This window comes from Fulvimarina thalattae (assembly GCF_040239565.1).
Taxonomy (GTDB): Bacteria; Pseudomonadota; Alphaproteobacteria; order Rhizobiales; family Rhizobiaceae; genus Fulvimarina.
Window position 1 is genome coordinate 161,730 of the sequence record NZ_JBEHWS010000005.1, and the last position, 24,024, is coordinate 185,753.

Annotated in this window: 24 protein-coding genes and 1 tRNA gene; 10 read left to right on the forward strand and 15 right to left on the reverse strand. The window is 59.7% G+C overall.

Annotation, left to right across the window (positions count from 1 at the left end):
• The first annotated feature begins 65 nt into the window (after positions 1-65).
• Together ABRA89_RS08710 and ABRA89_RS08715 are read left to right on the forward strand one after the other, a co-directional pair.
• On the forward strand, positions 66-815 hold the full coding sequence (locus ABRA89_RS08710) for a hypothetical protein (RefSeq protein ID WP_349941071.1): 750 nt from the start codon (positions 66-68) through the stop codon (positions 813-815).
• 149 nt (positions 816-964) lie between these two features.
• Positions 965-1,387, forward strand: coding sequence for an HIT family protein (locus tag ABRA89_RS08715; protein ID WP_349941072.1), 423 nt, complete (start codon positions 965-967; stop codon positions 1,385-1,387).
• 3 nt (positions 1,388-1,390) lie between these two features.
• Here the strand turns inward: ABRA89_RS08715 and ABRA89_RS08720 are convergent, their stop codons facing one another.
• The 5 genes from ABRA89_RS08720 to ABRA89_RS08740 all read right to left on the reverse strand — a co-directional run bounded on the left by ABRA89_RS08720 (position 1,391) and on the right by ABRA89_RS08740 (position 6,291).
• Positions 1,391-1,750, reverse strand: a complete 360-nt coding sequence (locus tag ABRA89_RS08720) for an AzlD domain-containing protein (protein WP_349941073.1) — start codon at positions 1,748-1,750, stop codon at positions 1,391-1,393.
• Positions 1,747-2,490: an AzlC family ABC transporter permease gene (locus tag ABRA89_RS08725; RefSeq protein ID WP_349941074.1), complete on the reverse strand. Its 744-nt coding sequence runs from the start codon at positions 2,488-2,490 to the stop codon at positions 1,747-1,749. The genes ABRA89_RS08720 and ABRA89_RS08725 overlap by 4 nt, the downstream gene beginning before the upstream one ends.
• Before the next feature lie 141 nt (positions 2,491-2,631).
• Positions 2,632-5,133, reverse strand: coding sequence for an ATP-dependent Clp protease ATP-binding subunit ClpA (clpA, locus tag ABRA89_RS08730; protein WP_349941075.1), 2,502 nt, complete (start codon positions 5,131-5,133; stop codon positions 2,632-2,634).
• 8 nt (positions 5,134-5,141) lie between these two features.
• Positions 5,142-5,468: an ATP-dependent Clp protease adapter ClpS gene (gene clpS / locus ABRA89_RS08735; RefSeq protein ID WP_349941213.1), complete on the reverse strand. Its 327-nt coding sequence runs from the start codon at positions 5,466-5,468 to the stop codon at positions 5,142-5,144.
• A 412-nt stretch (positions 5,469-5,880) separates the two neighbouring features.
• Positions 5,881-6,291, reverse strand: a complete 411-nt coding sequence (locus ABRA89_RS08740) for a phasin family protein (protein ID WP_349941076.1) — start codon at positions 6,289-6,291, stop codon at positions 5,881-5,883.
• A gap of 466 nt (positions 6,292-6,757) precedes the next feature.
• Here ABRA89_RS08740 and ABRA89_RS08745 point away from each other — a divergent pair, with 466 nt between their 5' ends.
• A complete protein-coding gene (locus ABRA89_RS08745; RefSeq protein ID WP_463671270.1) occupies positions 6,758-8,134 on the forward strand; it encodes a D-alanyl-D-alanine carboxypeptidase in 1,377 nt (458 codons plus the stop codon).
• Positions 8,135-8,229: 95 nt separating this feature from the next.
• Positions 8,230-8,475, forward strand: a complete 246-nt coding sequence (locus tag ABRA89_RS08750; protein ID WP_349941078.1) for a hypothetical protein — start codon at positions 8,230-8,232, stop codon at positions 8,473-8,475.
• 111 nt (positions 8,476-8,586) lie between these two features.
• Here the strand turns inward: ABRA89_RS08750 and ABRA89_RS08755 are convergent, their stop codons facing one another.
• The gene (locus ABRA89_RS08755) at positions 8,587-9,009 is read right to left on the reverse strand and encodes a DUF1489 family protein (protein ID WP_349941079.1); all 423 of its coding nucleotides are present in this window, start codon (positions 9,007-9,009) and stop codon (positions 8,587-8,589) included.
• 562 nt (positions 9,010-9,571) lie between these two features.
• Here ABRA89_RS08755 and ABRA89_RS08760 point away from each other — a divergent pair.
• Entirely contained in the window at positions 9,572-10,279 is a 708-nt protein-coding gene (locus ABRA89_RS08760) for a DUF599 domain-containing protein (RefSeq protein WP_349941080.1), read from the forward strand.
• Positions 10,276-10,569 (forward strand): DUF3253 domain-containing protein, encoded by a 294-nt coding sequence (locus ABRA89_RS08765; protein WP_349941081.1) that lies wholly within the window; start codon positions 10,276-10,278, stop codon positions 10,567-10,569. The genes ABRA89_RS08760 and ABRA89_RS08765 overlap by 4 nt, the downstream gene beginning before the upstream one ends.
• Here ABRA89_RS08765 and ABRA89_RS08770 read toward each other — a convergent pair.
• The 3 genes from ABRA89_RS08770 to ABRA89_RS08780 are packed head-to-tail and all read right to left on the reverse strand — an operon-like array spanning position 10,566 to position 13,594.
• Positions 10,566-11,393, reverse strand: coding sequence for a YdcF family protein (locus ABRA89_RS08770; protein ID WP_349941082.1), 828 nt, complete (start codon positions 11,391-11,393; stop codon positions 10,566-10,568). The genes ABRA89_RS08765 and ABRA89_RS08770 overlap by 4 nt on opposite strands.
• 6 nt (positions 11,394-11,399) lie before the next feature.
• A complete protein-coding gene (locus ABRA89_RS08775) occupies positions 11,400-12,764 on the reverse strand; it encodes a mechanosensitive ion channel family protein (protein ID WP_349941083.1) in 1,365 nt (454 codons plus the stop codon).
• On the reverse strand, positions 12,764-13,594 hold the full coding sequence (locus ABRA89_RS08780; RefSeq protein ID WP_349941084.1) for an aldo/keto reductase: 831 nt from the start codon (positions 13,592-13,594) through the stop codon (positions 12,764-12,766). Before ABRA89_RS08780 ends, ABRA89_RS08775 begins: the two co-directional genes overlap by 1 nt.
• Positions 13,595-13,695: 101 nt before the next feature.
• Between ABRA89_RS08780 and ABRA89_RS08785 the strand changes: the two genes are divergently transcribed.
• Positions 13,696-14,709, forward strand: a complete 1,014-nt coding sequence (locus tag ABRA89_RS08785; RefSeq protein WP_349941085.1) for a heparan-alpha-glucosaminide N-acetyltransferase — start codon at positions 13,696-13,698, stop codon at positions 14,707-14,709.
• Between the two features lie 15 nt (positions 14,710-14,724).
• Here the strand turns inward: ABRA89_RS08785 and ABRA89_RS08790 are convergent, their stop codons facing one another.
• The 3 genes from ABRA89_RS08790 to ABRA89_RS08800 form a co-directional block, all read right to left on the reverse strand.
• A complete protein-coding gene (locus tag ABRA89_RS08790; RefSeq protein WP_349941086.1) occupies positions 14,725-15,129 on the reverse strand; it encodes a MerR family transcriptional regulator in 405 nt (134 codons plus the stop codon).
• 119 nt (positions 15,130-15,248) lie between these two features.
• Positions 15,249-16,661: a magnesium transporter gene (gene mgtE, locus ABRA89_RS08795; protein WP_349941087.1), complete on the reverse strand. Its 1,413-nt coding sequence runs from the start codon at positions 16,659-16,661 to the stop codon at positions 15,249-15,251.
• A gap of 194 nt (positions 16,662-16,855) precedes the next feature.
• A tRNA-Leu gene (locus ABRA89_RS08800) sits at positions 16,856-16,940 on the reverse strand.
• A gap of 178 nt (positions 16,941-17,118) precedes the next feature.
• Between ABRA89_RS08800 and lipB the strand changes: the two genes are divergently transcribed.
• Positions 17,119-17,874 carry a lipoyl(octanoyl) transferase LipB gene (gene lipB, locus ABRA89_RS08805; protein WP_349941088.1) on the forward strand — a complete coding sequence of 252 codons (756 nt, stop codon included), beginning with the start codon at positions 17,119-17,121 and terminating at the stop codon, positions 17,872-17,874.
• 19 nt (positions 17,875-17,893) lie between these two features.
• Here lipB and ABRA89_RS08810 read toward each other — a convergent pair whose 3' ends face one another.
• Positions 17,894-18,175 carry an acylphosphatase gene (locus ABRA89_RS08810; protein WP_349941089.1) on the reverse strand — a complete coding sequence of 94 codons (282 nt, stop codon included), beginning with the start codon at positions 18,173-18,175 and terminating at the stop codon, positions 17,894-17,896.
• A 507-nt stretch (positions 18,176-18,682) separates the two neighbouring features.
• Complete coding sequence (locus tag ABRA89_RS08815; protein ID WP_349941090.1) at positions 18,683-20,938, reverse strand: glycosyltransferase family 2 protein; 2,256 nt, start codon at positions 20,936-20,938, stop codon at positions 18,683-18,685.
• On the opposite strand from ABRA89_RS08815, the gene ABRA89_RS08820 reads away from it, so the two are divergent.
• Entirely contained in the window at positions 20,901-21,686 is a 786-nt protein-coding gene (locus ABRA89_RS08820) for a transporter substrate-binding domain-containing protein (protein WP_349941091.1), read from the forward strand. The genes ABRA89_RS08815 and ABRA89_RS08820 overlap by 38 nt on opposite strands.
• 27 nt (positions 21,687-21,713) lie before the next feature.
• Here the strand turns inward: ABRA89_RS08820 and ABRA89_RS08825 are convergent, their stop codons facing one another.
• On the reverse strand, positions 21,714-22,127 hold the full coding sequence (locus tag ABRA89_RS08825; RefSeq protein WP_349941092.1) for a tellurite resistance TerB family protein: 414 nt from the start codon (positions 22,125-22,127) through the stop codon (positions 21,714-21,716).
• Positions 22,128-22,363: 236 nt separating this feature from the next.
• Here ABRA89_RS08825 and ABRA89_RS08830 point away from each other — a divergent pair, with 236 nt between their 5' ends.
• Entirely contained in the window at positions 22,364-24,004 is a 1,641-nt protein-coding gene (locus tag ABRA89_RS08830) for a lysine--tRNA ligase (protein WP_349941093.1), read from the forward strand.
• The last annotated feature ends 20 nt before the right edge of the window (positions 24,005-24,024 follow it).

Below are 24,024 nucleotides of genomic sequence, written 5' to 3' on the forward strand. Positions count from 1 at the left end.
CATTGTTTATGGCAGTGGCGGGGTGAAAGCCGCCGTTACGAGATAGTGCCGGGAACGGCGGCTATGTGAGCAAAAATACACATGACGGCGGTTTCACCGCTTCGACAAATTTTATCTTACTTTTTGAGTCATCGAACGATGAAGGTCTTGAGATGGAATATTTAACAATCGGAATTTCGGTTCTTGCTTTGATTGTTTCGGGCGCAACTTTGTGGCTGACCCACCTTCGGCAGGGGGCGTTGAAGATGACCCGGCCAACGGTCGTTTTCTTCGGCCCAGACAGTAGCGAAGGCGGAATATCGAAAGTTTTCTTGCGAACGCTTCTGTATACGACAGGAAAGCGCGGAATTGTTCTTGAGAATTTGTTTATTCGTTTGCGCCGAGGCGAAACGCAACAAAACTTCAACGTCTGGGTCTACGGAGAAAAGGACTTGGCACGGGGAAGCGGCTTGTTTGTTGGCCAACAGGGCATTGCGACCAACCATCACTTTCTTACGCCAACCGACATACGGGGCTTCCACTTCGCGGCAGGTGACTACGAACTAGACGTTTTTGGGAAGCTTGTCGGCAAGGATTCAACGCTTCTTCTCTCTACCATCCGGCTTTCGATCGACGCTCATGAAGCGGAACAACTACGAAAAGATAACCACGGCATCTATTTCGATTGGGGGCCGGATGCAGGTCGCTATCAGAAGAAGATCGAGGGCCGCCGGTCAAAGGAAATTGACCCTTTGAAGTTTCTTGAGGCGCTACAGGACGGGGAAGCTCTATCTCTAAAAAAGCCCCATGAGAATGCGACAACGAAGCCCTCATAAAGTGAGCGTTTCTAATGACCGCTGGTGGCTCGAAAGTGGGCAATCATATCAATCCTGTGTAGGCGCTATTTCCGCCCTTCATCTCCTATGGAAAACGCAGTCCTGGCCGCTACTCTCTCGTCGATCACTGGACACGGGGGAGCCCACACATGACCGCCTATGACGACAGCAATATCTTCGCCAAGATGATCCGGGGCGAGATCCCGGCGATCAAGGTCCATGAGGACGGCGAGACCATGGTCATCATGGACATCATGCCGGAATCGAAGGGCCACTGCCTGATCATCCCGAAGGCGCCGAGCCGTAATATTCTCGATGCTTCGGACGATGCGCTTGCCAAGACGATACCGGTCGTCGCGAAGATCGCGCGCGCGGCGAAACAGGCGTTCAGCGCCGATGGCGTGCAGATTATCCAGTTCAACGAGGAAGCGGCGGGCCAGACGGTCTTCCATCTGCATTTCCATGTGATCCCGGTCTATAACGGCGTCGAACGCAAGAAGCATGCGGCCGGCGAGGTCGATCAGGAGACGCTGAAAGCGCACGGCGAGGCAATCAAGGCTGCGCTCGAATAGAGCTCAACCGATCGCGACCCATCCAAGGATCACCAGTTCTGCCGCGAGAATCGCCGGCCAGAGCCGGTTGCTCCCCGCGAGATAGACTGCGAAGGCCGTTGCCAATGCCCCGGCGCGGATCGCAAGGGGAATATCGGCCAGCGAGCCCGACGGATAGAAGACCAGCTGCCCGATGACGGCCGAAACCAGCGCCGTCGCGACGGTCCGCGAGATCGAAGCGACGGGCGAGGTTTCGTCGAGCTTGCCGGACGACAGCACCCCGAGAAACCGCCAGACATAGGTCGGCAGTGCTCCCGCCAGCACGATGAAGGCGAAGGGCCACCAGTTGGCGGCGATGCCGTAATAGCTCCAGTCACCGCTCATCGTAGACGGCGCCCCTCGACCGCACGGCCGATCACATAAGCCGCAGCACCCCCGCCGATGCCGGCAAACAGGATCTCGAACCCCGGCGCCAGCATGTGGCCGAACGGCAGAGCCGCCATTCCGGCAAAGAGAGCGATCCGGCCGGACACCTCCCGCGCCGACCCATAGAGCGAACAGAGGAAGTAGGCCGGCGTCAGGAAGGCGAGCGCGCCGGTTGCCAGCGCCGGCAATTCGTCCATGAGGTTGAAGACGACCGCGACCAGAACCGTGTTGATCACCGTCAGCGGCACGGCGAACCCGGCGAAGAAGGCCGTTCGGCAGGAGCGCGGCACGTCTTTCAATCGTTCCATGGCGAAGACCCAGCCGGTCACCGCCACGAAATGCGAGAGGATCAGCAGCGTCACCGTCCGCGTCTTCGGCCCCTTCATCTCAGGCGACCAAGCGACGATCATCGGCATCAAACGGGCCGAGGACAGTGTCACGGCAAAGGCCGTCGCCAAAAGAGACGTGCCGGCCGTGCTTGCGCCGAGGATGATGATCTGAGCTGGCAGAGCCCAGACCGTCGCAGTCATGAAAGCCGACTGGAGCCAAGTGATTCCGGCCTCTCGACAGAGCCCGGCAAAGCCGAGAAACGCACCGAACAGGATGAACGCTGGTGGCGTCAGCAGCCCTCTCATACCCTGGCGAAACCAATAGAGATTGCCCTCGCCTGCGGTCAGCTCGTCCGCATCCGCCGTCATTCCATCGTCTTTCTCATGGCTCCCACGCGCCCGATCTTTCGTCGGTCTACGCGGCTCAACGCACTTTCATCAAACCCACTCATGAAAAAGGGGCCGCCATTCGGCAGCCCCTTGATCGATTGCCTAAAGTTCGCCAGCCGGTCAGGATGACTTCGGCGGAACCTTAGGCAGACCGCTTCGGCCCCCGCTGCGCGCTGAAGACGAGGCGCTGTCGTCCTCGGCTTCGTCCACCGCGGCGGTCTCGCCGTCATCGTCGTCCTCATACTCGTCTTCGTCGTCGAGATCGTCGACATTGGACCCATCGGCCGCGACGAGGTCACGCTTGCGCTTGGACTTCTTTGGCTTGGGCGGCGTTTCGTCCGGAATCGATTCGAGTGCGATCGACTTCGCGCCGTTTTCGTCCTCGGTAATCGATACCTTCACCGTGCCGCCGCGCTTCAGCTTGCCGAACAGCACCTCGTCCGCCAGCGGCTTCTTGATGTGCTCCTGGATAACGCGGCCAAGCGGACGCGCGCCCATCTGTTCGTCGTAGCCCTTCTCGGCGAGCCACGAGATGGCCTCCGGCGAGAGCTCGAAGATGACGTTGCGCTCGGAGAGCTGAGCTTCGAGCTGCATCACGAACTTTTCGACGACCCGATGGATGACCGGGGTCGGAAGCGCACCAAACGGGATCACTGAATCGAGACGGTTGCGGAACTCCGGCGTGAACATCCGGTTGATCGCTTCCTCGTCGGCGCCCGTGCGCTTGGAGGAACCGAACCCGATAGCCGACTTCTGCATTTCGGCAGCGCCCGCATTGGTCGTCATGATCAGGATCACGTTCCGGAAATCGATCTGCTTGCCGTTGTGATCCGTCAGCTTTCCGTGATCCATGACCTGGAGGAGAATATTGAAGAGGTCCGGATGGGCCTTTTCGATCTCGTCCAGCAGGAGGACACAATGCGGGTGCTGATCGACGCCATCGGTCAACAGACCACCCTGATCGAAGCCGACATAGCCCGGAGGCGCACCGATGAGCCGTGAGACCGTGTGCCGCTCCATGTATTCGGACATGTCGAAGCGCAGCATCTCGACGCCCAGGGTGGACGCGAGCTGCTTGGCAACCTCGGTCTTGCCGACGCCCGTCGGGCCGGAGAACAGGTAGGAGCCGATCGGCTTGTCCGGCTCTCGCAGGCCGGCACGAGCCAGCTTGATCGCGGAGGCCAGCGCCTCGATCGCCTGATCCTGACCGTAGACGACCCGCTTGAGCTGGGTGTCCAGATTTGACAGCACTTCCTCGTCGTCCTTCGAGACCGATTTCGGCGGAATCCGCGCCATGGTCGCGACGGTCGCCTCGATCTCCTTCACGCCGATCGACTTCTTGCGCTTGGATTCCGCTAGCAGCATCTGCGATGCGCCGGTCTCGTCGATCACGTCGATCGCCTTGTCAGGCAGCTTGCGGTCGTTGATGTAGCGCGAGGAGAGTTCGACCGCCGACTTGATGGCATCATTGGTGAACTTCACCTTGTGGAAGTCCTCGAAGTAGGGCTTCAGCCCCTTCAGGATCGAGATCGCATCCTCGACCGAAGGCTCGTTGACGTCGATCTTCTGGAAACGGCGGACAAGCGCACGATCCTTCTCGAAGAACTGGCGATATTCCTTGTATGTGGTCGATCCGATGCAGCGGATCGCACCGGAGGACAGCGCCGGCTTCAGAAGGTTCGAGGCGTCCATTGCCCCACCCGAGGTCGCGCCCGCACCGATAACGGTGTGGATCTCGTCTATGAAGAGCACCGCACCCGGATACTCCTCGAGCTCCTTCACGACCTGCTTCAACCGCTCCTCGAAGTCGCCGCGATAGCGGGTTCCGGCGAGCAGCGTTCCCATGTCGAGGGAGAAGATGGTCGCGTCCTGCAGGACCTCCGGCACATCGCCGTCGATGATCCGCTTGGCGAGACCTTCCGCGATCGCCGTCTTACCGACGCCGGGATCGCCCACGTAGAGCGGATTGTTCTTCGATCGACGGCAGAGAACCTGGATCGTTCGATTGATCTCGTCGGCACGGCCGATCAGCGGGTCGATCTTCCCGCCCCGCGCCTTCTCGTTGAGATTGACGCAATAGGCGGTCAGGGCATCCTGGCCCTTGCGCTTGCCATCTTCCTCCTGGCCCACCGTCTGCTGATCCTCTTCGGCACCGCGCACGGGCCTGCTTTCGGAACCGCCGGGCCGCTTCGCGATCCCGTGCGAGATGAAATTCACGGCATCGTAGCGGGTCATTTCCTGCTCCTGCAGGAAGTAGGCCGCGTGGCTTTCCCGCTCGGCGAAGATCGCGACGAGCACGTTGGCGCCTGTCACCTCTTCGCGTCCCGAGGACTGGACATGAATCACAGCTCGCTGGATCACGCGGTGGAATCCAGCCGTCGGCTTGGACTCTTCACCATGACCTGTCACGAGGTTGGAGAGTTCGTTATCGATGTAACTGAGCAGATTGCCCTTCAGTGCGGTGAGGTCGACATTGCAGCCGCGCATCACGGCCGCCGCGTCGCTGTCCTCGACCAGCGCGAGCAGCAAATGTTCGAGAGTGGCAAATTCCTGATGGCGTTCGTTCGCAAGCGTCAACGCTTGATGAAGCGACTTCTCAAGGCTTTCAGAAAATGTCGGCAAGCTTCACCTCAATTCTTTTCCATCACGCATTGCAGCGGATGTTGATGCTGACGAGCGAAATCCATCACCTGGGTAACCTTGGTCTCCGCGACCTCGTAGGTGAAGATACCGCATTCCCCGACCCCGTGCCGATGCACATGCAACATGATCTGCGTTGCTGCCTCGCGATCCTTCTGGAAAAATCTCTCCAGCACATGGATCACGAACTCCATCGGAGTGTAATCGTCGTTCAGAAGGAGGACTCTGTAAAGGCTCGGCTTCTGTAATTTCGGTTTCGATCGCGTGATGACCGAGGTACCGGGACCGCGAATATCCTCGTCATCGTCGCCTTGCATGACGATGGCAAAAGGAAGCGCCGTTTCCGGGGCGAGTACAATGGGTTTGTGCGATTTCCTCATCGACCCGTATGTATGCATTGGATAGCTCGTTTGAAGTCTGACCCGGTGCACGGTTTATTCCCTCGCAGCACGACATAATGGCGGGTGGAACGCAAGTGCGAAGCGCGGCGCTCCGGCACCGATGCTGCCGATATTAAAGGCGGTCGGCCCGGCTCAAGATATGTCTCGGGTGCCGACAGATCATCGGGACGCCATAAAAAGTTTGGCGATCGGTGATGCGCAACGCGCTGGTATGACGCGGTCTCGGTGCTGACGCCGCCGCGATATGAAGCAGCACAACAAAAAAGCCCGGCGCGAGCGCCAGGCTTTCGTATCGTCTCGATGCTACGTTTGGCGCAGCGGCCGGGTATCAGTTGGCCTTGGTGTTGGCCGTCGCCTTTTCGGCGGTCGCCTCGGCCTTTTTCACCGTTTTCTCGGCAAGGTCCTTGCTGGTCGCGACCGCGTTGCTGGCTGTCGCCTCGAGCGGCTTGTAGGCTTCCTTGGCGGTATCCGAATATATTTCACCCATCTTGGTCGCCTGAGCAACGAAGTCCTGATAGGCGGACTTGGCATATTCGGTCTGAAGCTCGATAGTCTTGTCGAGCGTCTTCGCCTGCATCAGGTTTTCGAAGAACGAAGCCTGGTGCTCGTAGGAACGCTTGGTAAAATCGGTTGTCTCCGCAGCCATCTGCTGGAAACCCTTGGTCATGGCGGCAAAGGACTTCAGCGAGTTGTCCATTGCTTCCTTGGTCATCTTGGTAGCGTCATCGTACATATTCATATCGAAGAGCCCTTTCTTTGTTTCGGCAATGGGTTGAACCCATCAAATGGTTTGTGCAATGAGTAGAGGCAAAATCGATACCTGATTACCTCTGCTGCCTGCTTGACCACTAAACTATGTTGCACTGCACAAAAAATCAAGGGTGAGGGAGGGAAATCTGGAAAATTTCCCTGCGATCAAACACATGGGGGAGATGCAGCGACCCGAGCAATGTTCACGATGTTGGGAAGGCTTCGGCAACCATAAACGGATTGGTAAGCTCGAAATTCTAATCTCGGTGACAACAGCGGGCCATTCCGCCGCGTGAAAATGTCGGTCATTTTCATGAGCGCGCGTCGGATCCGCCCCGTTCATCGAGACCAAGGGTTTCCCCGTGAGAGTATTTTCGAGTGTGCGTCAGGTCTGGACCAAGACCAGGATTGTGGGCATTGCAGCAGTTGGAGCTGTAGCCATCCTTGCGGTGCCGATGGAGGCAAACGCAAATTCCCGATATGCCGGCTTCGTGATCGATGCCAACAATGGCCAGGTTCTCTACGAGGATCAGGCGGACGAATACCGCTATCCGGCCTCGCTGACGAAGATGATGACGCTTTATCTCACCTTCGACGCGCTTTCCAAGAAACGCATCTCGCTGCACGACAAGATGCCGGTCTCTCGCTATGCGGCGGGCCGTCCGCCGACGAAGATCGGCGTCCCCGCCGGCGGCACCCTCGAGGTTGAGGAAGCCATCTATTCGCTGGTGACGAAATCGGCGAACGACGCGTCGGTAACGCTCGCCGAATATCTCGCCGGTTCGGAAAGCGACTTTGCGGAGATGATGACGCGCACCGCGCACAAGCTGGGTATGACGAAGACCACCTACCGGAATGCCAACGGTCTTCCGAACAGTGGGCAGCGCACTACGGCGCGCGATCAGGCCAAGCTCGGCATCGCGCTGCGAGAGCACTTCCCGCAATATTACAAGTACTTCTCGACCCGGTCCTACAACTTCCGGGGCCGTCGCCTCGGAAATCACAACCGCGTCCTCGGCCGCATGGACGGTGTCGACGGTATCAAGACCGGCTACATCAACGCCTCGGGCTTCAACCTCGTCACCTCGATCAAGCGGGACGGCAAGAGCCTCGTCGCGGTCGTCATGGGCGGGCGCTCGGGCCGCTCGCGTGACAACCACATGGTCGACCTCCTCCAGCGGACCCTGCCCAAAGCAAGCCGCCGAGACGAAGGTGCACTGATCGCGGCCCGGCCGAACACTGAAGCAGGCCGCTACGCTGTCGCGGTGGGTGGGCTGCCGACGACCGGCCCGATGCCCGACATGCGCCCGGTCCGTGTTCTCTCGGCCGACGAGCGGATCGCGCTTGCCTACGAAACCTCCGTCGGCGAGATGGGCGCCCTGCCCCAGCCGACCACCCGTCCCGTCCGGGGTCGTCAGGCGCTCGCCAATGCACTTATCGGCGAGAGCCGTACGCAGAACCTCATGATCCCGGCAGCCAGTGCAGCCAACGCCCTCGCAGCTCCGATCCCAAGCAACCGGAATATCGACCCGACCTATACCGGCTCGATCGGTTCGCGAGCGGCGGCAAGCAGCGTTGCTACGTCCTCGGCCTGGGTGGTTCAGATCGCGGCTTCTCCAGACGTCGCGACGGCGAACAAGCTTCTCGGCGACGCCAAGCGCAAGGTCGGCTCGCCGCTTGCGTCGGCTCAGCCGTTCACCGAGCCGGTCAGCAAGGGCACGCAGACACTGCACCGCGCTCGGTTCGCCGGCTTCGATACCAAGGATGCTGCGTGGGATGCCTGCGCCGCGCTGAAACGAGCGGATTTCGCCTGCTACGCAGTCGCCCGCTGAGGATCAGCACCGAACCAAGCGAAAGCGTCGGACCGACGGCCCCGCGCTTTCATTCCCAACCGCCCCGGTTCCTGTTTTCGGAAGGGATTACTTTCATGTCGCTCGAACAAACCAGTGCCGTCGCCGGCCATTCCCGCACCGGCAATATCCAGCCGATCAACGAGCTTCGGGACATGCGGTCGCTACGCTCCCGCCTCAATCCGAAGGAACTCGTCGATCTTCTGCTGTCCCATGGCGCTCGTGCATGGCGTGCGTCGCAGCCGGTCTCGCGCTCTCGCCTCAAGGTCGCGGGCATCCACGGACGCGCCGCAGTACGCATCTCGTTCGGCCGACCGGTCTGACATCCATTCAATCGGGAGCGCATTTCAGCTTCTGACCGAAACAGTGACGGGCGCCTCCGATGGGCGCCCGTTTCCACTTTCAGCGTCCGGGCGCATCAGAGCGCCCGCCACTCAAAGAATGCCGAGATCGTTGAGTTCGTCCCGCATTTCGGATGGGAGGCCGTCGTCTTCGGAGCCGAAGGCAATATCCGGGGGCGCTTCCTCACTCTTCAGGTAGCGCCAGCCCTGGAACGGGCGTTTGGGATGCCGCTCGGTCCTGACCAGCACGGGATCGAGGATGAAACGGCATCGGCTTATTCCGGCATCGTCCGTGAAGGGTTCGATGTCGAGCAACAGCTGCCGCGCCAGGATCTGGCCCTTGATCACCCAATAGACCGAGCCTCCATCCAGAAGCTCGCTCTTGCGCTTGGGAACCATGCGCGTCTGGTGCCAGGTATGGTCCGTCCCGGCGCTCTGCATGCGCCGCGCGACGAAGTCTTCGAGACTTTCGACCGATTCCGACCCGACGCTCAGTTTCAGAAGATTGAGCGTCATTGAAAAACCCACAGCCTTTCGGTGCGGGTTCCTAGCTTCGGATGATGAGAAGTCTTGTCTCTTCCTTCGGAGCGGCTCGAGGCTTTGGCAGCCGTGACTGGCGCGCTCCCGGTCTTTCGTTCAGCCAGCGGCAACAGCCACGGCGACAGGCTCACCGCCTGCGAAGAGAAAACCGAATGCAAGAATCGCTGAGAACAGGGCAACCGTCCATACGGTCACACCCCAGCGCGAGGCACTAACGCGATCGTCCATGAGTCTAGAAACCCTAGAAATGTGAAACCCCTGACCAGCGCGCGGCGCTTCCCCTCGCCTGTCTGGTGGACCGTTAATTAGACGTTAATCCGAAGTGCTGCAAGAGCTCCGAATTTGCGAGTCATGAGAATCTAGATGCGCGACCTTACTTGATTCTTGCGTCACAGGGCTTTTGAAAATTAACCATATTTTCCAAATGGTTATCGCTAGGATCTTTTTGCATATCGGCTATGCGACAAGCGAAATCCCATATCGCTCGATAGACGTTTTCTCCTAGCCGTCACCTTCCTGCATCGTTATGCAGGAAGCCATGTTTATCGACTGGACCGATATCGCCGCACTCGCCATCTATCTCGCGATCTGGATGGGCTACAATCGGCTGACGGACAGCACTGCGAAGACCGGCGGAAGCCTCTCCTCGCTGATGAACAATGAGCGCGCGCGCTGGATGCGCACCGCGCTCTCGCGCGATCTGAGGATGATCGACACGGCGGTCCTCGCTTCCCTGCAGCAGGGTACGGGTTTCTTCGCCTCGACCTGCATCTTCGCGATCGGCGGCTGTTTCGCGCTCCTCGGATCAGCGGAGGTGATCGCCGAAATCTCCGCCGACATCTCCATCGCCGGCACCGCGAACCGCGTTCTGGTGGAGATCAAGCTCCTCGGGCTCGTCGTGATCTTCGCCTACGGTTTCTTCAAGTTCGCCTGGTCGTATCGGCTCTTCAATTACTGCGCGATTCTGATCGGTGCGCTGCCGATGCGTGCAGACGCCGATACCGATTCGGACAGCGCCCAGAAGGCTCTGGAACGCGCCGTCTCCCTGAACGTCGTTGCAGGCCACAACTTCAATGCGGGGCTGCGCGCCATCTTTTTCGCCCTTGCCTATCTCGGCTGGTTCCTCGGTCCTTATATCCTCATCGCATCGACGATCTTCGTGGTCGCCATCATCGCCAACCGGCAATTTCGTTCGCCGGCGGTGAAGGCCCTGCGCGCCTCATATGAACAGGAGCCTCCGAAATGATCGAGGCAGAAAATGCGCAACGCCCGGCGATTGCTCGCACCATTGCCGAGCTCTGCCAGGAACGCGGGCCCGACAAGACCGCCTGCCCATCGGAGGTCGCACGCGCGCTTGCCGGTTCGAACGAAAAGGAATGGCGCAAGCTCATGCCCGCCATCCGACAGGAAGCGATCAGGCTCGCCGGGGACGGACTGATCGTCATCAAGCGGAAGGGCAAACCGGTCGATCCGCATAACTTCAAGGGAATCTATCGGCTCGGAATCGTCACGAGCGACCGGGATAAGAGTGTTTAGGAAGGACGCTCGTACGGCGTCCGCGTCTCCTCCGGTCCCGGAACCAGTCTGTCGATCCGCCCGGCGATCCAATAGGCGGCTAGCCCGAGATATTCGCGGATCGCGAAATGGACCTTTTCGAGATTGCGGGTCGTCGCGGTGGAAGGGCGCCAGACATCTGCGCCCGCAGGCGTCCGGTAGTCGACTGGATAGGGCACGACATCGAAGCCCACCGTTCTGAAACAACCCATCGCGCGCGGCATGTGATAGGCCGAAGTGATGAGCAGCCAGGTCTCGCCGGGCTGCGGATCGGCGAGAGCCTTGGCGTAGATCGCGTTTTCGAACGTATCGCGCGCCTTGGCATCGAGCTTGAGCCGGTTAGGGTCGAGGCCTAGCCCGAGATAGAACTGTTCGGCGGACTGGGTCTCCGGGATATCGTCTCGAAAAGCCGCTGCAACTCCGCCAGAGAATAGAATCTCGGCGTCTGGATAAGTCCGCGCCAGCGCCATCGAGGCAGTCGCCCGGTCGGCCGCCTCATTGAGCTCGATCACGCCGCGCGTGCGGGCGACGCGGGTATCGAAGCCGCCGCCGAGGACGATGATGCCGTCCACTTCAGCCGGCATCGGCATGGGGCGCTCGAAGCGGTTCTCTAGATAGGCCGTCATCGCAAGGCCCAACGGCGAAATGCTGACGATCGCGAGCGAGAGCGCCGCCAGAACGAAGAACGCTTTTCCGGCCTTTCGAAAACCGAACAGGAAAGAAATCCAGCCGACGAGCACCACGAGAATGATCGCGACCAGCGGCTGGAGGAGAAACCAGCCGATCTTGGCAAGATAAAAAAACATCTATTCCTATTGGTCTTCCGACCCGCCTCCCGGTTCGCGCCGGAATTTTCGCAGAAGTTCGAGATCGGCGTCAGAAACACCGAGTTCGACGGGCGTTCGCATGATGATCTCGCGGTGGGGGAACGGGATATTGATGCCCGCCTCCTTGAAGGCGTCCCATAGCGCGATCAAGACCTCACCCTTCACGTTGACGAGACCCGCCGGCGCATCCTTGATCCAAAAACGGATGATGAAGTCGATCGAGGACGAGCCGAACGCCGTCATCCAGCACACGACGCCGCGATGGGCGACGACGCGGTCGACACTCAGCGTGGCTTCCTTGGCGATCTCGATCACTTGGTGAGGGTCGGAATTGTAGGACACGCCGAACTCCACATCGACGCGCACCAGATCGTTCGAGAACGACCAGTTGATCACCTTGTTGGTGATGAAGTCCTCGTTCGGAATCAGATATTCCTTGCCATCGCGGGTGACGACGGAAACGAAACGCGCCCTCAACTCCCTGATCCAGCCGAACGTATTGTCGAGCGAGATCGTGTCACCCGGTTTGATCGAGCGATCGAGCAGGATGATGATGCCGGAGATGAAGTTCGAGACGACCTTCTGAAGACCGAAGCCGAGGCCGACACCGATGGCACCCGAAAACACGGTCAGCGCCGTCAGATCGACGCCGACGGCGGCGAGCGAGATCGCCAGCGAAAGCAGGATCAGCCCTATCTTCAGGAACTTGCCGATCAGCACGCGCAGGGTCGGGGTCAGTTCCTCCGACTTCTGGACCCTGCCGTCCAGATAGCGGCCGACGAGGCTCGCGACCCACAACGTGATGGCGAGAACCATGATCGTCTTGATGAAGACCAAGGCCGAAATCCGGCTTTCACCGACGAAGATCGCAGCCGAGTCGAGAACCAGCGCGAGCGGTTGTAACAACCCGAGAATCGAAAGCGCGGCCATTCCCCAGGCGATCCAGGTAATCGATCGCGACAGGAGGCGGTTGCGCACCAGCCGCGAGGCGACCGAGATGACAAGCAGCGCCAGCGCGAGATTGAAGACGATGGTGACGATCTGGCTGCGCGGCCCGCCCGCGCTGATATCGAGCAGCGTCGTCAGGAAGAGGAAGAGCACGAAGAAGACGAGGCGCATGCGTCGCCGGATTGCGACGACGATCCTGAGGACGCCGGGCGCGCCCTTGATCTTACGCGCCTGATCCTCGATCGGCTTGCGTGTCGCGCGGTCCGCCAGGAATGCAAGCACGTAGCAGACGAGAACCGCCGCGACCTGCGCCAGCTGCGAGGGCTGGTAGAAGAAGTCGAGCGCGTTCCGGCCCTCGTCGAGGACGTCCTGCCAGAGCTGCGCAAGCCGCTCCATTTCCATCAATCGCGATCCCAGACCGGCGCGAAGGACGGATCGATCAGGCGCCCTTCTGGCGACTGGAGGGACGAGATCGCATCGATCTCCTCAGCTGTCAGGTCGATGTCGAAGACATCCAAGTTTTCCGCGAGGCGATCGGGATTCGATGTCCGCGGGATCGCGCCGACCCTATCCTGGCTCATGTGCCAGGCGAGCACAATCTGCGCCGGCGACTTGCCATGCGCCTCGGCCGCCTGCCTGATCGGCGCCTTGTCGAGAAGATCACCACCTTGGCCAATCGGCGAATAGGCGATCATCGCCGCCGCGTTGTCCCGACAGGCCGACAGAACGCTGTTCTGGCTCAGCATCGGGTGATACTCGACCTGATTGCAGACGAGCGGATTGGTCGACATCGCGGCAGCTTCGCGAAACAACGCGTTCGGAAAATTCGCGACCCCGATGAATTTCGTCAGCCCTTCCGAGATTGTCTCGTTCAGCGCGTCGATGCTCTCCTCCAGCGCGACATCCGGATTGGGCCAATGGATGAGCAGGAGATCGACCGGCCCGATGCCGAGATCATCGGTGCTTTTTCTCGCCGATTCGAGCAGCTTTTCGCGGGTAATGTCCGTCCACCAGACCTTTGTCGTCACGAAAAGCTTCTCGCGCTCGATGCCGCTGCGGCGAATTCCCTCGCCGACATCCTTTTCGTTATCGTACATCTTCGCATCGTCGATGTGCCGATAGCCGGTCTCGATCGCCTTCGCGACGATGTTGATGCACTCCTCGCCTTTCAACGTGTAGGTGCCGAGCCCGAGCCCAGGGATGGACGCGCCGTGGGCTTCGATGATCTTCATGAAAAACTCTCATATTCAATTGCTGTTTGGCCGGGGCTTCCGGCCTCCTCGCAAAGAAGATAGGCAAAGGCCGGATCGGTCCAGAACGAGAAGCGTACGCAATGGCGGACCTGAAACGAAATGATACGGGTTCGACCGGCGAATCTGCCGCCAAGGCGCCGGCCGAACGCGGACGTATCGACACGATCGACGTCGCGCGAGCGATCGCGCTCATCGCCATGGCGGTTTATCATTTCGCCTGGGATCTCGACAATTTCGGCTATGTCACGCGCGGCATGGCGACAAGCGGCGGCTGGATCATCTTCGCCCGCTGCATCGCGTCGAGCTTTCTTTTTCTCGTCGGTTTCAGCCTGATCCTCGCCCATGCCAAAGGCATTCGCTGGCGGCCATTTCTCATAAGGCTTGCACAGATCGTCGCGAGCGCCCTGGCGATCACCGTGGTGACGATATTCGTTACGCCCGACAGCTTCGTCTTCTTCGGCATCCTGCATCACATCGCGGTGGCTTCGCTCCTAGGACTCTTCTTCATCCGGGTGCCCTGGCCGGTGACGCTCCTCCTTGGTGTTTGCGTGATCGCGCTTCCCTTGTTTTTCAGAAGCGAATTTTTCGATCCAGCCTATCTCGTCTGGATTGGTCTCAACGCGACACCACCCTTCTCGAACGACTTCGTTCCGATCTTCCCGTTTTTCGGCGTCGTTCTTCTGGGCATGGCCGCAGGCCGCCTCACCGCCGACTACCAGCTTCTTCGGTTCGTGCGTCGGATGGATCCATGGCTTGGGCCGCTCCGCCAGACCGCGGTTCTGGGTCGGCACTCCCTTGCCTTCTACCTCCTCCATCAGCCAATCCTGTTCGGCCTCGTCTTCCTCGCGACACTCGTCATACCGCCCGATCCGAACCTCTCTTTCGCCCGTGATTGCCGACAGACCTGTCTGGCCACACAGAGCGAGGCGTTCTGTGCCCGCTATTGCAGCTGCACACGGGATGCTCTCGTCGCGGACAATCTCTTGGAGCGGATGATGGGCGGGCAACTCGACGAAACGCAGCGCCAGAGCGTCGGCCGGATTGCCGAGCGCTGCTCGTTCGAATCCTTCATGGGCGACGAGCAAGCAAATTAGCGGTCAGACAAGCGCTCAATCAGGCGATGCCGTGCCGCGGCTCTCCGAGATGTCCAAGAGCCGACCCATACAGGCGGTTTCGGCAGAATCGATATCGCTCAGGAGATCGTCGATGTCGCGACGTTTTTGTTCGAGTTCGGCACGCCGTTCCCGAAGTTTGGCGATGATCGACTGCAACTGACCGGCTTCGCCTGGCGGCGCCTTATACATATCGACGATTTCGCGCAGCTCGGCGATGGAGAAGCCAAGCCGCTTCCCGCGGAGAATATTCCGCAGCAGCGTCCGGTCTGAATGTCGAAAGAGCCGCGTTCGTCCACGCCGCACCGGATGAATGAGCCCTTCATCCTCATAGAAGCGGATCGTCCGCGTGGAAACGCCGAACTCCTGCGTGAGATCGGTGATCGAGAAGAACTCGTCCATGGTGGTATCGTGCGCCTTTTCCACGCAAAAGCTTGGTCTTAGACTTACGTAAAAGTCAAACTGGCGTTTTAGTAGAAAGGCGATAAATCAGCTAACTAAACCGAGAATTTCACCCGTAGTTATCCGAGCCCGAACCACCAGGCCGCGAGGCCGAGAAAGGCAAAGAAACCAACGACATCCGTCACCGTCGTCACGAACGTGCCGGAGGCGAGCGCCGGGTCGGCCCCAAGATTATCGAGGACGAGCGGAATCAGGATGCCGGCGAGAGCAGCCGCGATCATGTTGATCACCATCGCAATCGCGATCACCTGACCGAGCCCCACATTCTGGAACCAGACTGCGGCAACCGCTCCGATCAACATAGCGAAAAGTACGCCGTTCAGCAGGCCGATGATGCTTTCGCGCCGGATGATACGACCGGCATTTCTGAGGTCGATATCACGCGAGGCGAGCGCCCGCACAGCAACCGTCATCGTCTGGGTGCCCGCATTGCCGCCCATGGAGGCAACAATCGGCATCAGCACGGCTAGTGCTACCATCTGCTGGATCGTGGCGTCGAACAGGCCGATGACCAGCGATGCGAGAATTGCCGTCGCAAGGTTCACCAAAAGCCAGGTGAAGCGCGAGCGCACGGCCGTCAGCACGGTGTCGGAAATCTCTTCGTCGCCGACACCACCAAGGCGCTTGATGTCCTCTTCGGCCTCCGCCTGAACGATGTCGATCACGTCGTCGATCGTCAGCACACCGACAAGCCGCTCCCCCTCGTCGACCACCGCCGCCGAGAGAAGGTCGTATTGCTCAATAATCTGCGCGGCCTCTTCCTGGTCCATCTCGGCCGGGATCGCGTGCCGCGTGTCGTGCATGATGTCTTCGATTTTCTCCGGGCGCTTCGCCCGCAGAATGCGGTCCAGTTCCACCGCACCGATTAGCTTCAGCATCGGATCGACGACAAAGATCTGCGCGAACGATGTCGGCAGATCGTCATCCTCACGCATGTAATCGATTGTCTGACCGACGGACCAGTAAGGAGGAACCGCGACATATTCGGTCTGCATCCGCCGACCGGCCGATTCTTCCGGATATTCGAGGGAGCGCCTCAGCCGCATCCGCTCTCGGAACGGCAATGCCGCGAGGATCTCTTTGCGATCCTCTTCCTCGATATCCTCGAGGATATAGACCGCATCGTCCGAATCGAGCTCGCCGAGGGCCGCCGCGATTTGCGGGTTCGGCATAGCCTCGACGATCGAAAGGCGGATCGCCTCATCGACCTCGGTCAGTGCCGCATAATCGAAATCCTCGCCGAGCAGGCTCACCAGACCCTGGCGCGGTTCCGCATCGAGTGTTTCGAGAATGTCGCCAAGTTCGGATTCGTGCAGTGGCTCGACGAGCGACTTTAAGGTCGCGGCATCTCCGGCCTCGACAAGCGCCTCGATCCGCTGGAGAAAGGTGCCCTCGACGAAACCGTCTTCGTCATAGATGCCGAGATCGCGCGCCTGTTCGGACCTGCGCCGGGTTTCCAGAGTTTCAGCCATGGTCCCCCTCCCTCTCCGGCCGCGCGGCCACCGCTCGACGACAGTGCAGGCTCTAGATGGATTCGTGCCTCAGGAAAAGGTTGCCTATTCCGTTGGAACGCCGCATGATCGGGTTCGCATCACGCGATCACCCCTCACCCGAGACATGCGTCACCGTGCTCGGATTTCACGTCAAAATTTTCTAGAAAAGAAAATGGTGCGGTCGAGAAGACTCGAACTTCCACGGGTTGCCCCACAGCGACCTCAACGCTGCGCGTCTACCAATTCCGCCACGACCGCACGCCGTGTCCGAAGCGCTGGCCTGCTTCGGTGAGCGGGCATGTAACAAGACTTCCTTCCGCCCGCAAGAGCAATCCGCACAGCTTTCGTCGTGAATTTCGCGGGACCATCAAATCACCTGCAGAATGGATCACGGCGCCCCCTGTCGCGCCATGTCGAGAAGGCCTATCTTGCCGGCATGACCGCGATCTCGCCAGTCCAGGCGCCAATACCGACACCCCGCCTCGCGACCTCAGCCGAAGCCTTTCCAGCGGCAGCAGGCGCGCCCCCTGTCCGCTGGACGATCATCGACGACCTCACCGATTATCCGAATGCGCTTGCGATGATGGAAAAGCGCGTCGCGGAGATTGATGCCGGCACGGCGCCGGAAACGGTCTTCCTGCTCGAGCATCCGCCGCTCTACACGGCGGGCACGAAGGCCAAAGCCGCCGACCTCGTCGATGCGACACGCTTTCCCGTTTTCGACGCGGGCCGAGGCGGTGAGTACACCTATCACGGGCCGGGCCAGCGCATCGCCTATGTTTGTCTCGATCTGAAACGGCGGCGGCAGGACATCCGCGCCTTTGTGGCAGCGCTCGAAGCCTGGATCATCGCCACGCTTGCCGAATTCCATATCAAGGGAGAACGCCGGGAGGATCGGGTCGGAGTCTGGGTCGAGCGGCCCGAGCGTCCGCCACTGCCGGATGGTTCACCGGGCGAAGACAAGATCGCCGCCATCGGTATTAGGGTGCGCAAATGGGTGACGTTCCACGGAATATCGCTCAACGTCGATCCGGATTTGACCCACTTTTCCGGCATCGTGCCCTGCGGAGTTCGCGACCATGGCGTGACGAGCCTTGCCGATCTCGGCCATCTCGTTTCCATGCCAGAAGTCGATACGCTGCTCCGCCGCCATTTCGAGGCAATCTTCGGACTGACGGAAGACACAGACTAAACCGGCTTAGAGGCTTTGTTCAGGCCGTCGCCCGGACTTCGAACGCGCCGGAGAACCGCTCTTCAATTTCGCTTGCTTCGACATTCTCGACTTTCGCAACCGTTGGGCCGGTGTGCACCTCAGTGCGAAAGGTCTCGACCTTCTCCTGGTGCCCGGAAACCATGATCTCGACAGTTCCGTCACGTCGGTTACGGCACCATCCCGAGAGCCCGTGGGCAGATGCCGTCCTCTCGGTCCAGTCGCGAAACCCGACACCTTGCACGCGCCCGTGCACGACCATTCGATATCCGACATCCGCCATGATGGCCCCTCCCGAAGCTCGCAGGAAGTCGAGAACCTAACATCGGTTCCGATCGTGTCTATGGGCAGACCGGCTCGCAGCACCGCGCGAGCGCAACCAAACATTAAGAATATTTATGGCTTTGCAGATCGCGCCCCAGCGAAATCTGCTGTAGCATGATAGCACATGCCAACGAAGGGATTTCGTTGTGATCGGCACGAGGGGTTCATCATGCGAAATGAAGAATTTCCGACTTTCCGTATTCTGCCTTCCGACTCAGAGCACAAGGCTCTCGATTGCGATGTTGCACGGCTGATTTCGCGTCTTCGCGAGGAGAATAAAGCGCTTCGCGAGTTGAACTGCGCCCTCCATCACGACATGGGCGTATCGTCCCGCTATCCTCAATCAGCGATGACTGCAGAGGGCTGAGCGTACAGTTACCGCTGACATTCAAAGCGCGCGGCCTTGCTCCTGGCGTTTTGCGGCCACAAAGCCTCCATCGTCAGGAACCTGCCTGTACGGCCCTTTTCACTTGCTGATAAGTTCACCCCGCACTGCGATATCGAAGATCGGATCGAGACGATATCGTGGATCCAATTTGTCCGCACGGGAAGCCAAGCCGTGCGCGGTCTTCTCCCACGCATGGGGATTGTTGAAGAGCTGAAACAGGCCCCGATAGGCTGCACGGGATACGCAGAGCCAGTAGATGGGCACGACTGGCAGCCATTGGAGGCAGACGCGCCGCTCCTCCGCACGAGCACCGCGAAGCGTCAGCGCGACGAAGCTGAGGAATCCGCCGCAGAAGATCGTCAGATCGAGAAGCAGGAGCGCCGATGCCGTCGTCTCCGCCCAACCGGTAGACCACTGCAGCCAGAGCGTGAACCCGATCAGGACGAAAGCAAGTGGCAGGAGCAGCGCGGCTGTAATCATGCCATGGAAGAGCAGCTGAAAGACGATGAAGCTCTTGAAGCCGAGATCGCGGATGAGGCGCGACGGATCACGCATATGCACGGCGTAGGTCTGAATCCATCCCTTCAGCCAACGCGTTCGCTGGCCCACCCAGACCGACAGGACTTCCGGCGCATCCTCCTGCGTCGGCAGTGAGATCGTCTCGATTTCATAACCGGCGCGCTTCATTCGCATTCCGAGATCGGCGTCTTCGGTTACATTATGAGAATCCCAGCCACCGACAGCCTTCAGGCAGGAAACCTTGAAATGATTGCTTGTGCCGCCCAGCGGGATCGGCAGTCGGTAGTGAGAGAGAAAAGGCAGAAAGGCCCGAAAGAGCCCGGCATATTCCATGGCGAAGATGCCCGTCAGCCAGTTCTTGCCGGCATTGCGGATGACTAGCGGAGCCTGAAGACAGGCGAGATTGTCGGGCCCGCTCCTGTAACGATCGAACGCTTCGCGCAATTGCTCCGGATGAGGGGTATCTTCCGCGTCGTAAAGGACGAGAAATTCGCCTTTCACGATGGGCAAAACGTGGTTGAGCGCCTTCGGTTTCGTCCGCGGATTTCCCGGCGGTACGAGGATCACCTGAAACTGCGGCTTGTCTTTGGTGTGCTGCTGGCAGAGCGCCACGGTTTCGAGATCGTCTTCCTCGCAAACCAGAAAGATTTCGATGCGCGATTTGGGCCAGTTCAAAGCTTCGAGCCCGGCGACAAGACTGGAGACGACCTCCCGTTCATTGTGAAGGGCGACGAGGACGGAGTAAACGGGCCTGTTTCGATCGTCGCCCGTCTGTCCGGATGGGAAAGGCTGACCGTGGCGCCCGACGGCAGCCCAAAACCTAAGGCTAATCCATGCGGTAAAACAAAGCGCCGCCGATACATGCAAAAACAGCATGACATTCCAGAAAGAGACCGTCAGCCACCAGGCCAGTGTCGCAAGTCCGAGGCTCATCGCCGCGCCTTGCCATCCGCTCACAACCGCCCTTGCAGATTGCTCGGGCATCTTTGCCGAAAGGCTTAACGTGGCGCCGCCAAAACGCTCCTTCTGGGTGCTCGCGAGTTCCTTATCCCGGAGCGCAGACAATGTCGTCACACGACACCATCTGGCCAGAACGGGGTTTTCCCTCAGCTTATGACTCAGGTTAGGAAGTTGCTCGATCGTCGGAAACACGAAAAGCTTCGGCTCGAGTGCGGCATTGCAGGTTCGCAGCGCTCCCGCAAAGGGCGTTTCCATTTCACCGTCGATCTCAATGATCTCGTCACGGTCGGCAGGGCTCTCAAACCTCAGCCCGAGTTCCATTGCCACGGCCGCTGCATAATCGACTTCGCCGATGACGCCTTCAAAGATCAGCTCTCGCGCGACGTCTGTTCCGTTTCTTTGCGAGGCGTTCCACGCTTCACGAATGGCACTGGCCGAAATGCCCAAGCGCCGAAATACGGCGCTGGCAACCGGCTCTGCCGGCGGCGGCACTTGGAGGTCGTCAAGTATCCGGCGGGACGCTTCCCGTCCCTGCTGCGCATCCCGTGGTCGTCGTCGTCGCCTATCATCCAAGTGCGGAAGAACGACCGGCTTTTCTGTTGCAGCATGAGACTCGACAACGCTTACGGAATGTACCACCGATGCCCCCACAACACCGCGACCGCAATGAGAGAACGCCGCAAACGATCGCTTGAGTTGAAGTGTGCACGGAATCAGAATGCTGAAGAATAGATTAAAACGAGAATTTATCTCGTATACGTTGCGTTTGCCGTATATTTTTCTTGTTTTTGGTGCGCTCATCTTATGGCCGAGCAGCATGCCGCGCGCCCAGGATGTCGAACTGCCGAGTTTCATCGATCAGCGCCAGCGCCTGACACGCCCCGAACTGCCCGATCTGTCCCGCCTCCGGTTCCTCACTGCTACGGATTATCCGCCTTTCAATTTCCTCGATGCCCGCGGCCGCCTCGTCGGCTTCAACGTCGATCTCACGCGGGCGATCTGCGTCGAACTCGATATCCTTCCGGTCTGCCAGATCGAAGCGCTGCCCTTTGGTGATCTTGAGGAAGCGCTGGCGGCCGGTCGCGGCGAGGCAGTCATCGCAGGGCTCGCGATCAATCCCGGAAGCCGCAACCGCTTTGCGTTCTCGCAATCCTATCTCCGGTTTCCAGCACGCTTCGTCACGCGCAAGAGCGATCCCATCGCCGTCCCGATATCCAGCAACCTCCAAGGCAAGGTAATCGGCATATCCGCAGGCAGTGCCCATGAAGCAATGTTCCGCGCTTTCTTTCCGCAAGCGGAGGCGCGAGGCTTCGATGATCGAAGCGAAGCTCTAGAGGCGGTCAAATCGGGAGAGATCGCCGGATATTTCGGCGACGGTATCAGCCTGTCCTTCTGGCTGGAAAGCGAGCGGGCTGACGGCTGCTGCGCGTTCTCGGACGGACCGTTCCTGTCGAACCAGTATCTCGGCGAAGGCCTTTCGGTCGCGGTCCGGGCTCAGGATTCCGAGCTTGCAGACGCAATCGACTATGCGCTCGTGCAGATCGTGGAAGACGGGACGTTCTCAGAGCTTCTGCTGCGTTATTTTCCCGTCAATCCGTGGTGACGATATGGATGGCGGTCGTCGGCAAGGTCAGTTGAGCCGGCGGAAACGAACGCGGGCCGAATGCTCGATAGCCCCTGACGTCAGGCGATCCATGTCGAAGGCATCGCGCAGGATTTCCAGAAGCCGAAGCTCGGCCTGTGTCGCTCGGACATCCGCCGAAATCACTTCCACCGCGAGCGCATATGCCGTTTCGTAGAGCCGCGTCGGCAGCTTCGAGATCAGGTTTTCGACGATGGCGTCGATCCCGTCGTCGGCGGACAGCATTTTGGCGTTCTGGTCCGCTATTGACGGAAGCCGCTCGCGGTCGAAGCCTTCGAAGACGGGCAGAAAGGAAATCAGTTCGTCGACTTCGCGCAACTCCTTGTCGCTGATCGCTCCATCCGCCGCAGCAGCCGCGAGCATCAACTGAATCAGAGCGTCCTGGGCGTGTCCGTCGGACATTGGTGCTTCCTTCTTTCGACCGGCATTTTTCCGTCCCCAAGCTAGGAAGCGCAGCAGATGCGCACAAGTCTGGCCGCTGAGGGTGATAGTCAGCTGCATTCGGGAATTTCAACATTTGGTTGACGTTCGCCCTGATTGCTTCCTAAACCCTGCGCAACGCGCATGATGGGTGCCGTCAAAGCGAAAGCCCTAGTAAAAGGCGCGTCCCCATCGAAAATTCAGACGAAATGGCCCCCATGAACCCGCCCGCAGCTTCAGACCTTGCCGAACTCGCACTCGAATCGAACGCCTGGCCGTTCGAAGAGGCCCGCAAGCTCCTGAAACGCTTCGAGAAAGGCGGGATGCCGGAGACGGTGCTTTTCGAGACAGGCTACGGTCCATCGGGCCTTCCTCACATAGGCACCTTCGGCGAGGTCGCGCGTACGACGATGGTCCGCAACGCATTTTCGGTCCTGACCGACGGCAAGGTGGCGACCAAGCTCATCTGCTTCTCCGATGACATGGACGGACTGCGAAAGGTGCCGGACAACATCCCCAATCGGGAGATGATGTTGAGCCATATCGGCAAGCCGCTGTCGCGCATTCCCGATCCTTTCACGAACGAGCATCCATCCTTCGCGGCCCACAACAATGCGAGGCTGCGCGCCTTTCTCGATACGTTCGGCTTCGAATACGAGTTCGCGTCCGCGACCGACTACTACGCCTCCGGCCGGTTCGACGAAACGCTCCTCAAGATGCTCGCCGTCTACGACGACGTCATGGACATCATCCTGCCCACCCTCGGGCCGGAGCGGCGCGAGACCTATTCGCCGTTCCTGCCGGTTCATCCGGTCAGCGGCATCGTGCTTCAGGTCCCGATGGTCGATCGGAATGTCGAGAAGGGAACGATCACCTATCTCGATCCGGATACCGGCGAGCGGATGGAAACGTCCGTCACCGGCGGTGCGGTCAAGTGCCAGTGGAAGGCGGACTGGGCGCTTCGCTGGGCCGCGCTCGGCGTCGACTACGAGATGGCCGGCAAGGATCTCATCGACTCCGTCAACCTCTCCTCGAAGATCTGCCGCGCTCTTGGAAGTCCGGCTCCGGAAGGCTTCAACTACGAACTCTTTCTGGACGACGGCGGCCAGAAGATATCCAAGTCGAAGGGGAACGGCCTCACCATCGACGAGTGGCTGACCTACGCCTCGCCGAAGAGCCTTTCCTTTTACATGTTCAACAAGCCGAAGGCGGCGAAGAAGCTCTATTTCGACGTCATTCCGAAGGCAGTCGACGACTATTACCAGTTCGTCTCGGCCTATCAGCGGCAGGAGCCGAAGCAGCAGCTGCAGAACCCGGTCTGGCATATTCATTCGGGCAATCCGCCGGCGGAGACCATCAAGGTGCCCTTCGCCATGCTGCTCAATCTCGTCTCGGCCTCGAATGCCTCGAATGCCGAAACCCTCTGGGGCTTCATCTCGCGCTATTATCCGGGCGTGACGCCGGCGAGCGATGCCGAGCTCGACCAGCTCGTGACCTACGCGATCCGCTACTACGACGACTTCGTCAAACCGACGAAGCAGTTCCGCGCACCGGACGAGGTCGAGCGCGATGCCTTGCAAAAGTTGGATGCAAAGCTCGCCGAACTTCCGTCGGACGTAGACGCGGCAAGGATCCAGAACGCGCTGCTCGACGTCGCGCGCCCCATCGAGCGCTATCAGGACAAGAAGAAGACCGGCCCGGATGGCGGCCCCGGTGTTTCCGGCGAATGGTTCCAGACGCTCTATCAGGTCCTGCTTGGCCAGGAAAAAGGCCCGCGTTTCGGTTCCTTCGTGGCGCTCTACGGTATCGAGGAAACGCGGGCAATGATAAAGGACGCGCTGGCCGGCAAGTTTGTCTGATGCCGGCCGGTGCTAGTCTC

Excerpts from the sequence above, each read along its gene's own strand:
- ABRA89_RS08760 (WP_349941080.1), top strand. The coding sequence starts at position 9,572 with ATGTTTATCGACTGGACCGATATCGCCGCACTCGCCATCTATCTCGCG.
- ABRA89_RS08790 (WP_349941086.1), bottom strand. The coding sequence starts at position 15,129 with ATGGACGAGTTCTTCTCGATCACCGATCTCACGCAGGAGTTCGGCGTT.
- ABRA89_RS08770 (WP_349941082.1), bottom strand. The coding sequence starts at position 11,393 with ATGTTTTTTTATCTTGCCAAGATCGGCTGGTTTCTCCTCCAGCCGCTG.
- ABRA89_RS08820 (WP_349941091.1), top strand. The coding sequence starts at position 20,901 with ATGCCGCGCGCCCAGGATGTCGAACTGCCGAGTTTCATCGATCAGCGC.
- ABRA89_RS08720 (WP_349941073.1), bottom strand. The coding sequence starts at position 1,750 with ATGAGCGGTGACTGGAGCTATTACGGCATCGCCGCCAACTGGTGGCCC.
- ABRA89_RS08810 (WP_349941089.1), bottom strand. The coding sequence starts at position 18,175 with ATGGCGGATGTCGGATATCGAATGGTCGTGCACGGGCGCGTGCAAGGT.
- ABRA89_RS08780 (WP_349941084.1), bottom strand. The coding sequence starts at position 13,594 with ATGAAGATCATCGAAGCCCACGGCGCGTCCATCCCTGGGCTCGGGCTC.
- ABRA89_RS08755 (WP_349941079.1), bottom strand. The coding sequence starts at position 9,009 with ATGACGCTCAATCTTCTGAAACTGAGCGTCGGGTCGGAATCGGTCGAA.
- ABRA89_RS08750 (WP_349941078.1), top strand. The coding sequence starts at position 8,230 with ATGTCGCTCGAACAAACCAGTGCCGTCGCCGGCCATTCCCGCACCGGC.
- ABRA89_RS08740 (WP_349941076.1), bottom strand. The coding sequence starts at position 6,291 with ATGAATATGTACGATGACGCTACCAAGATGACCAAGGAAGCAATGGAC.
- ABRA89_RS08830 (WP_349941093.1), top strand. The coding sequence starts at position 22,364 with ATGAACCCGCCCGCAGCTTCAGACCTTGCCGAACTCGCACTCGAATCG.
- ABRA89_RS08775 (WP_349941083.1), bottom strand. The coding sequence starts at position 12,764 with ATGGAAATGGAGCGGCTTGCGCAGCTCTGGCAGGACGTCCTCGACGAG.
- lipB (WP_349941088.1), top strand. The coding sequence starts at position 17,119 with ATGACCGCGATCTCGCCAGTCCAGGCGCCAATACCGACACCCCGCCTC.
- ABRA89_RS08785 (WP_349941085.1), top strand. The coding sequence starts at position 13,696 with ATGGCGGACCTGAAACGAAATGATACGGGTTCGACCGGCGAATCTGCC.
- ABRA89_RS08725 (WP_349941074.1), bottom strand. The coding sequence starts at position 2,490 with ATGACGGCGGATGCGGACGAGCTGACCGCAGGCGAGGGCAATCTCTAT.
- ABRA89_RS08815 (WP_349941090.1), bottom strand. The coding sequence starts at position 20,938 with ATGAAACTCGGCAGTTCGACATCCTGGGCGCGCGGCATGCTGCTCGGC.
- ABRA89_RS08715 (WP_349941072.1), top strand. The coding sequence starts at position 965 with ATGACCGCCTATGACGACAGCAATATCTTCGCCAAGATGATCCGGGGC.
- ABRA89_RS08745 (WP_463671270.1), top strand. The coding sequence starts at position 6,758 with ATGGAGGCAAACGCAAATTCCCGATATGCCGGCTTCGTGATCGATGCC.
- clpS (WP_349941213.1), bottom strand. The coding sequence starts at position 5,468 with ATGCAAGGCGACGATGACGAGGATATTCGCGGTCCCGGTACCTCGGTC.
- ABRA89_RS08765 (WP_349941081.1), top strand. The coding sequence starts at position 10,276 with ATGATCGAGGCAGAAAATGCGCAACGCCCGGCGATTGCTCGCACCATT.
- ABRA89_RS08825 (WP_349941092.1), bottom strand. The coding sequence starts at position 22,127 with ATGTCCGACGGACACGCCCAGGACGCTCTGATTCAGTTGATGCTCGCG.
- mgtE (WP_349941087.1), bottom strand. The coding sequence starts at position 16,661 with ATGGCTGAAACTCTGGAAACCCGGCGCAGGTCCGAACAGGCGCGCGAT.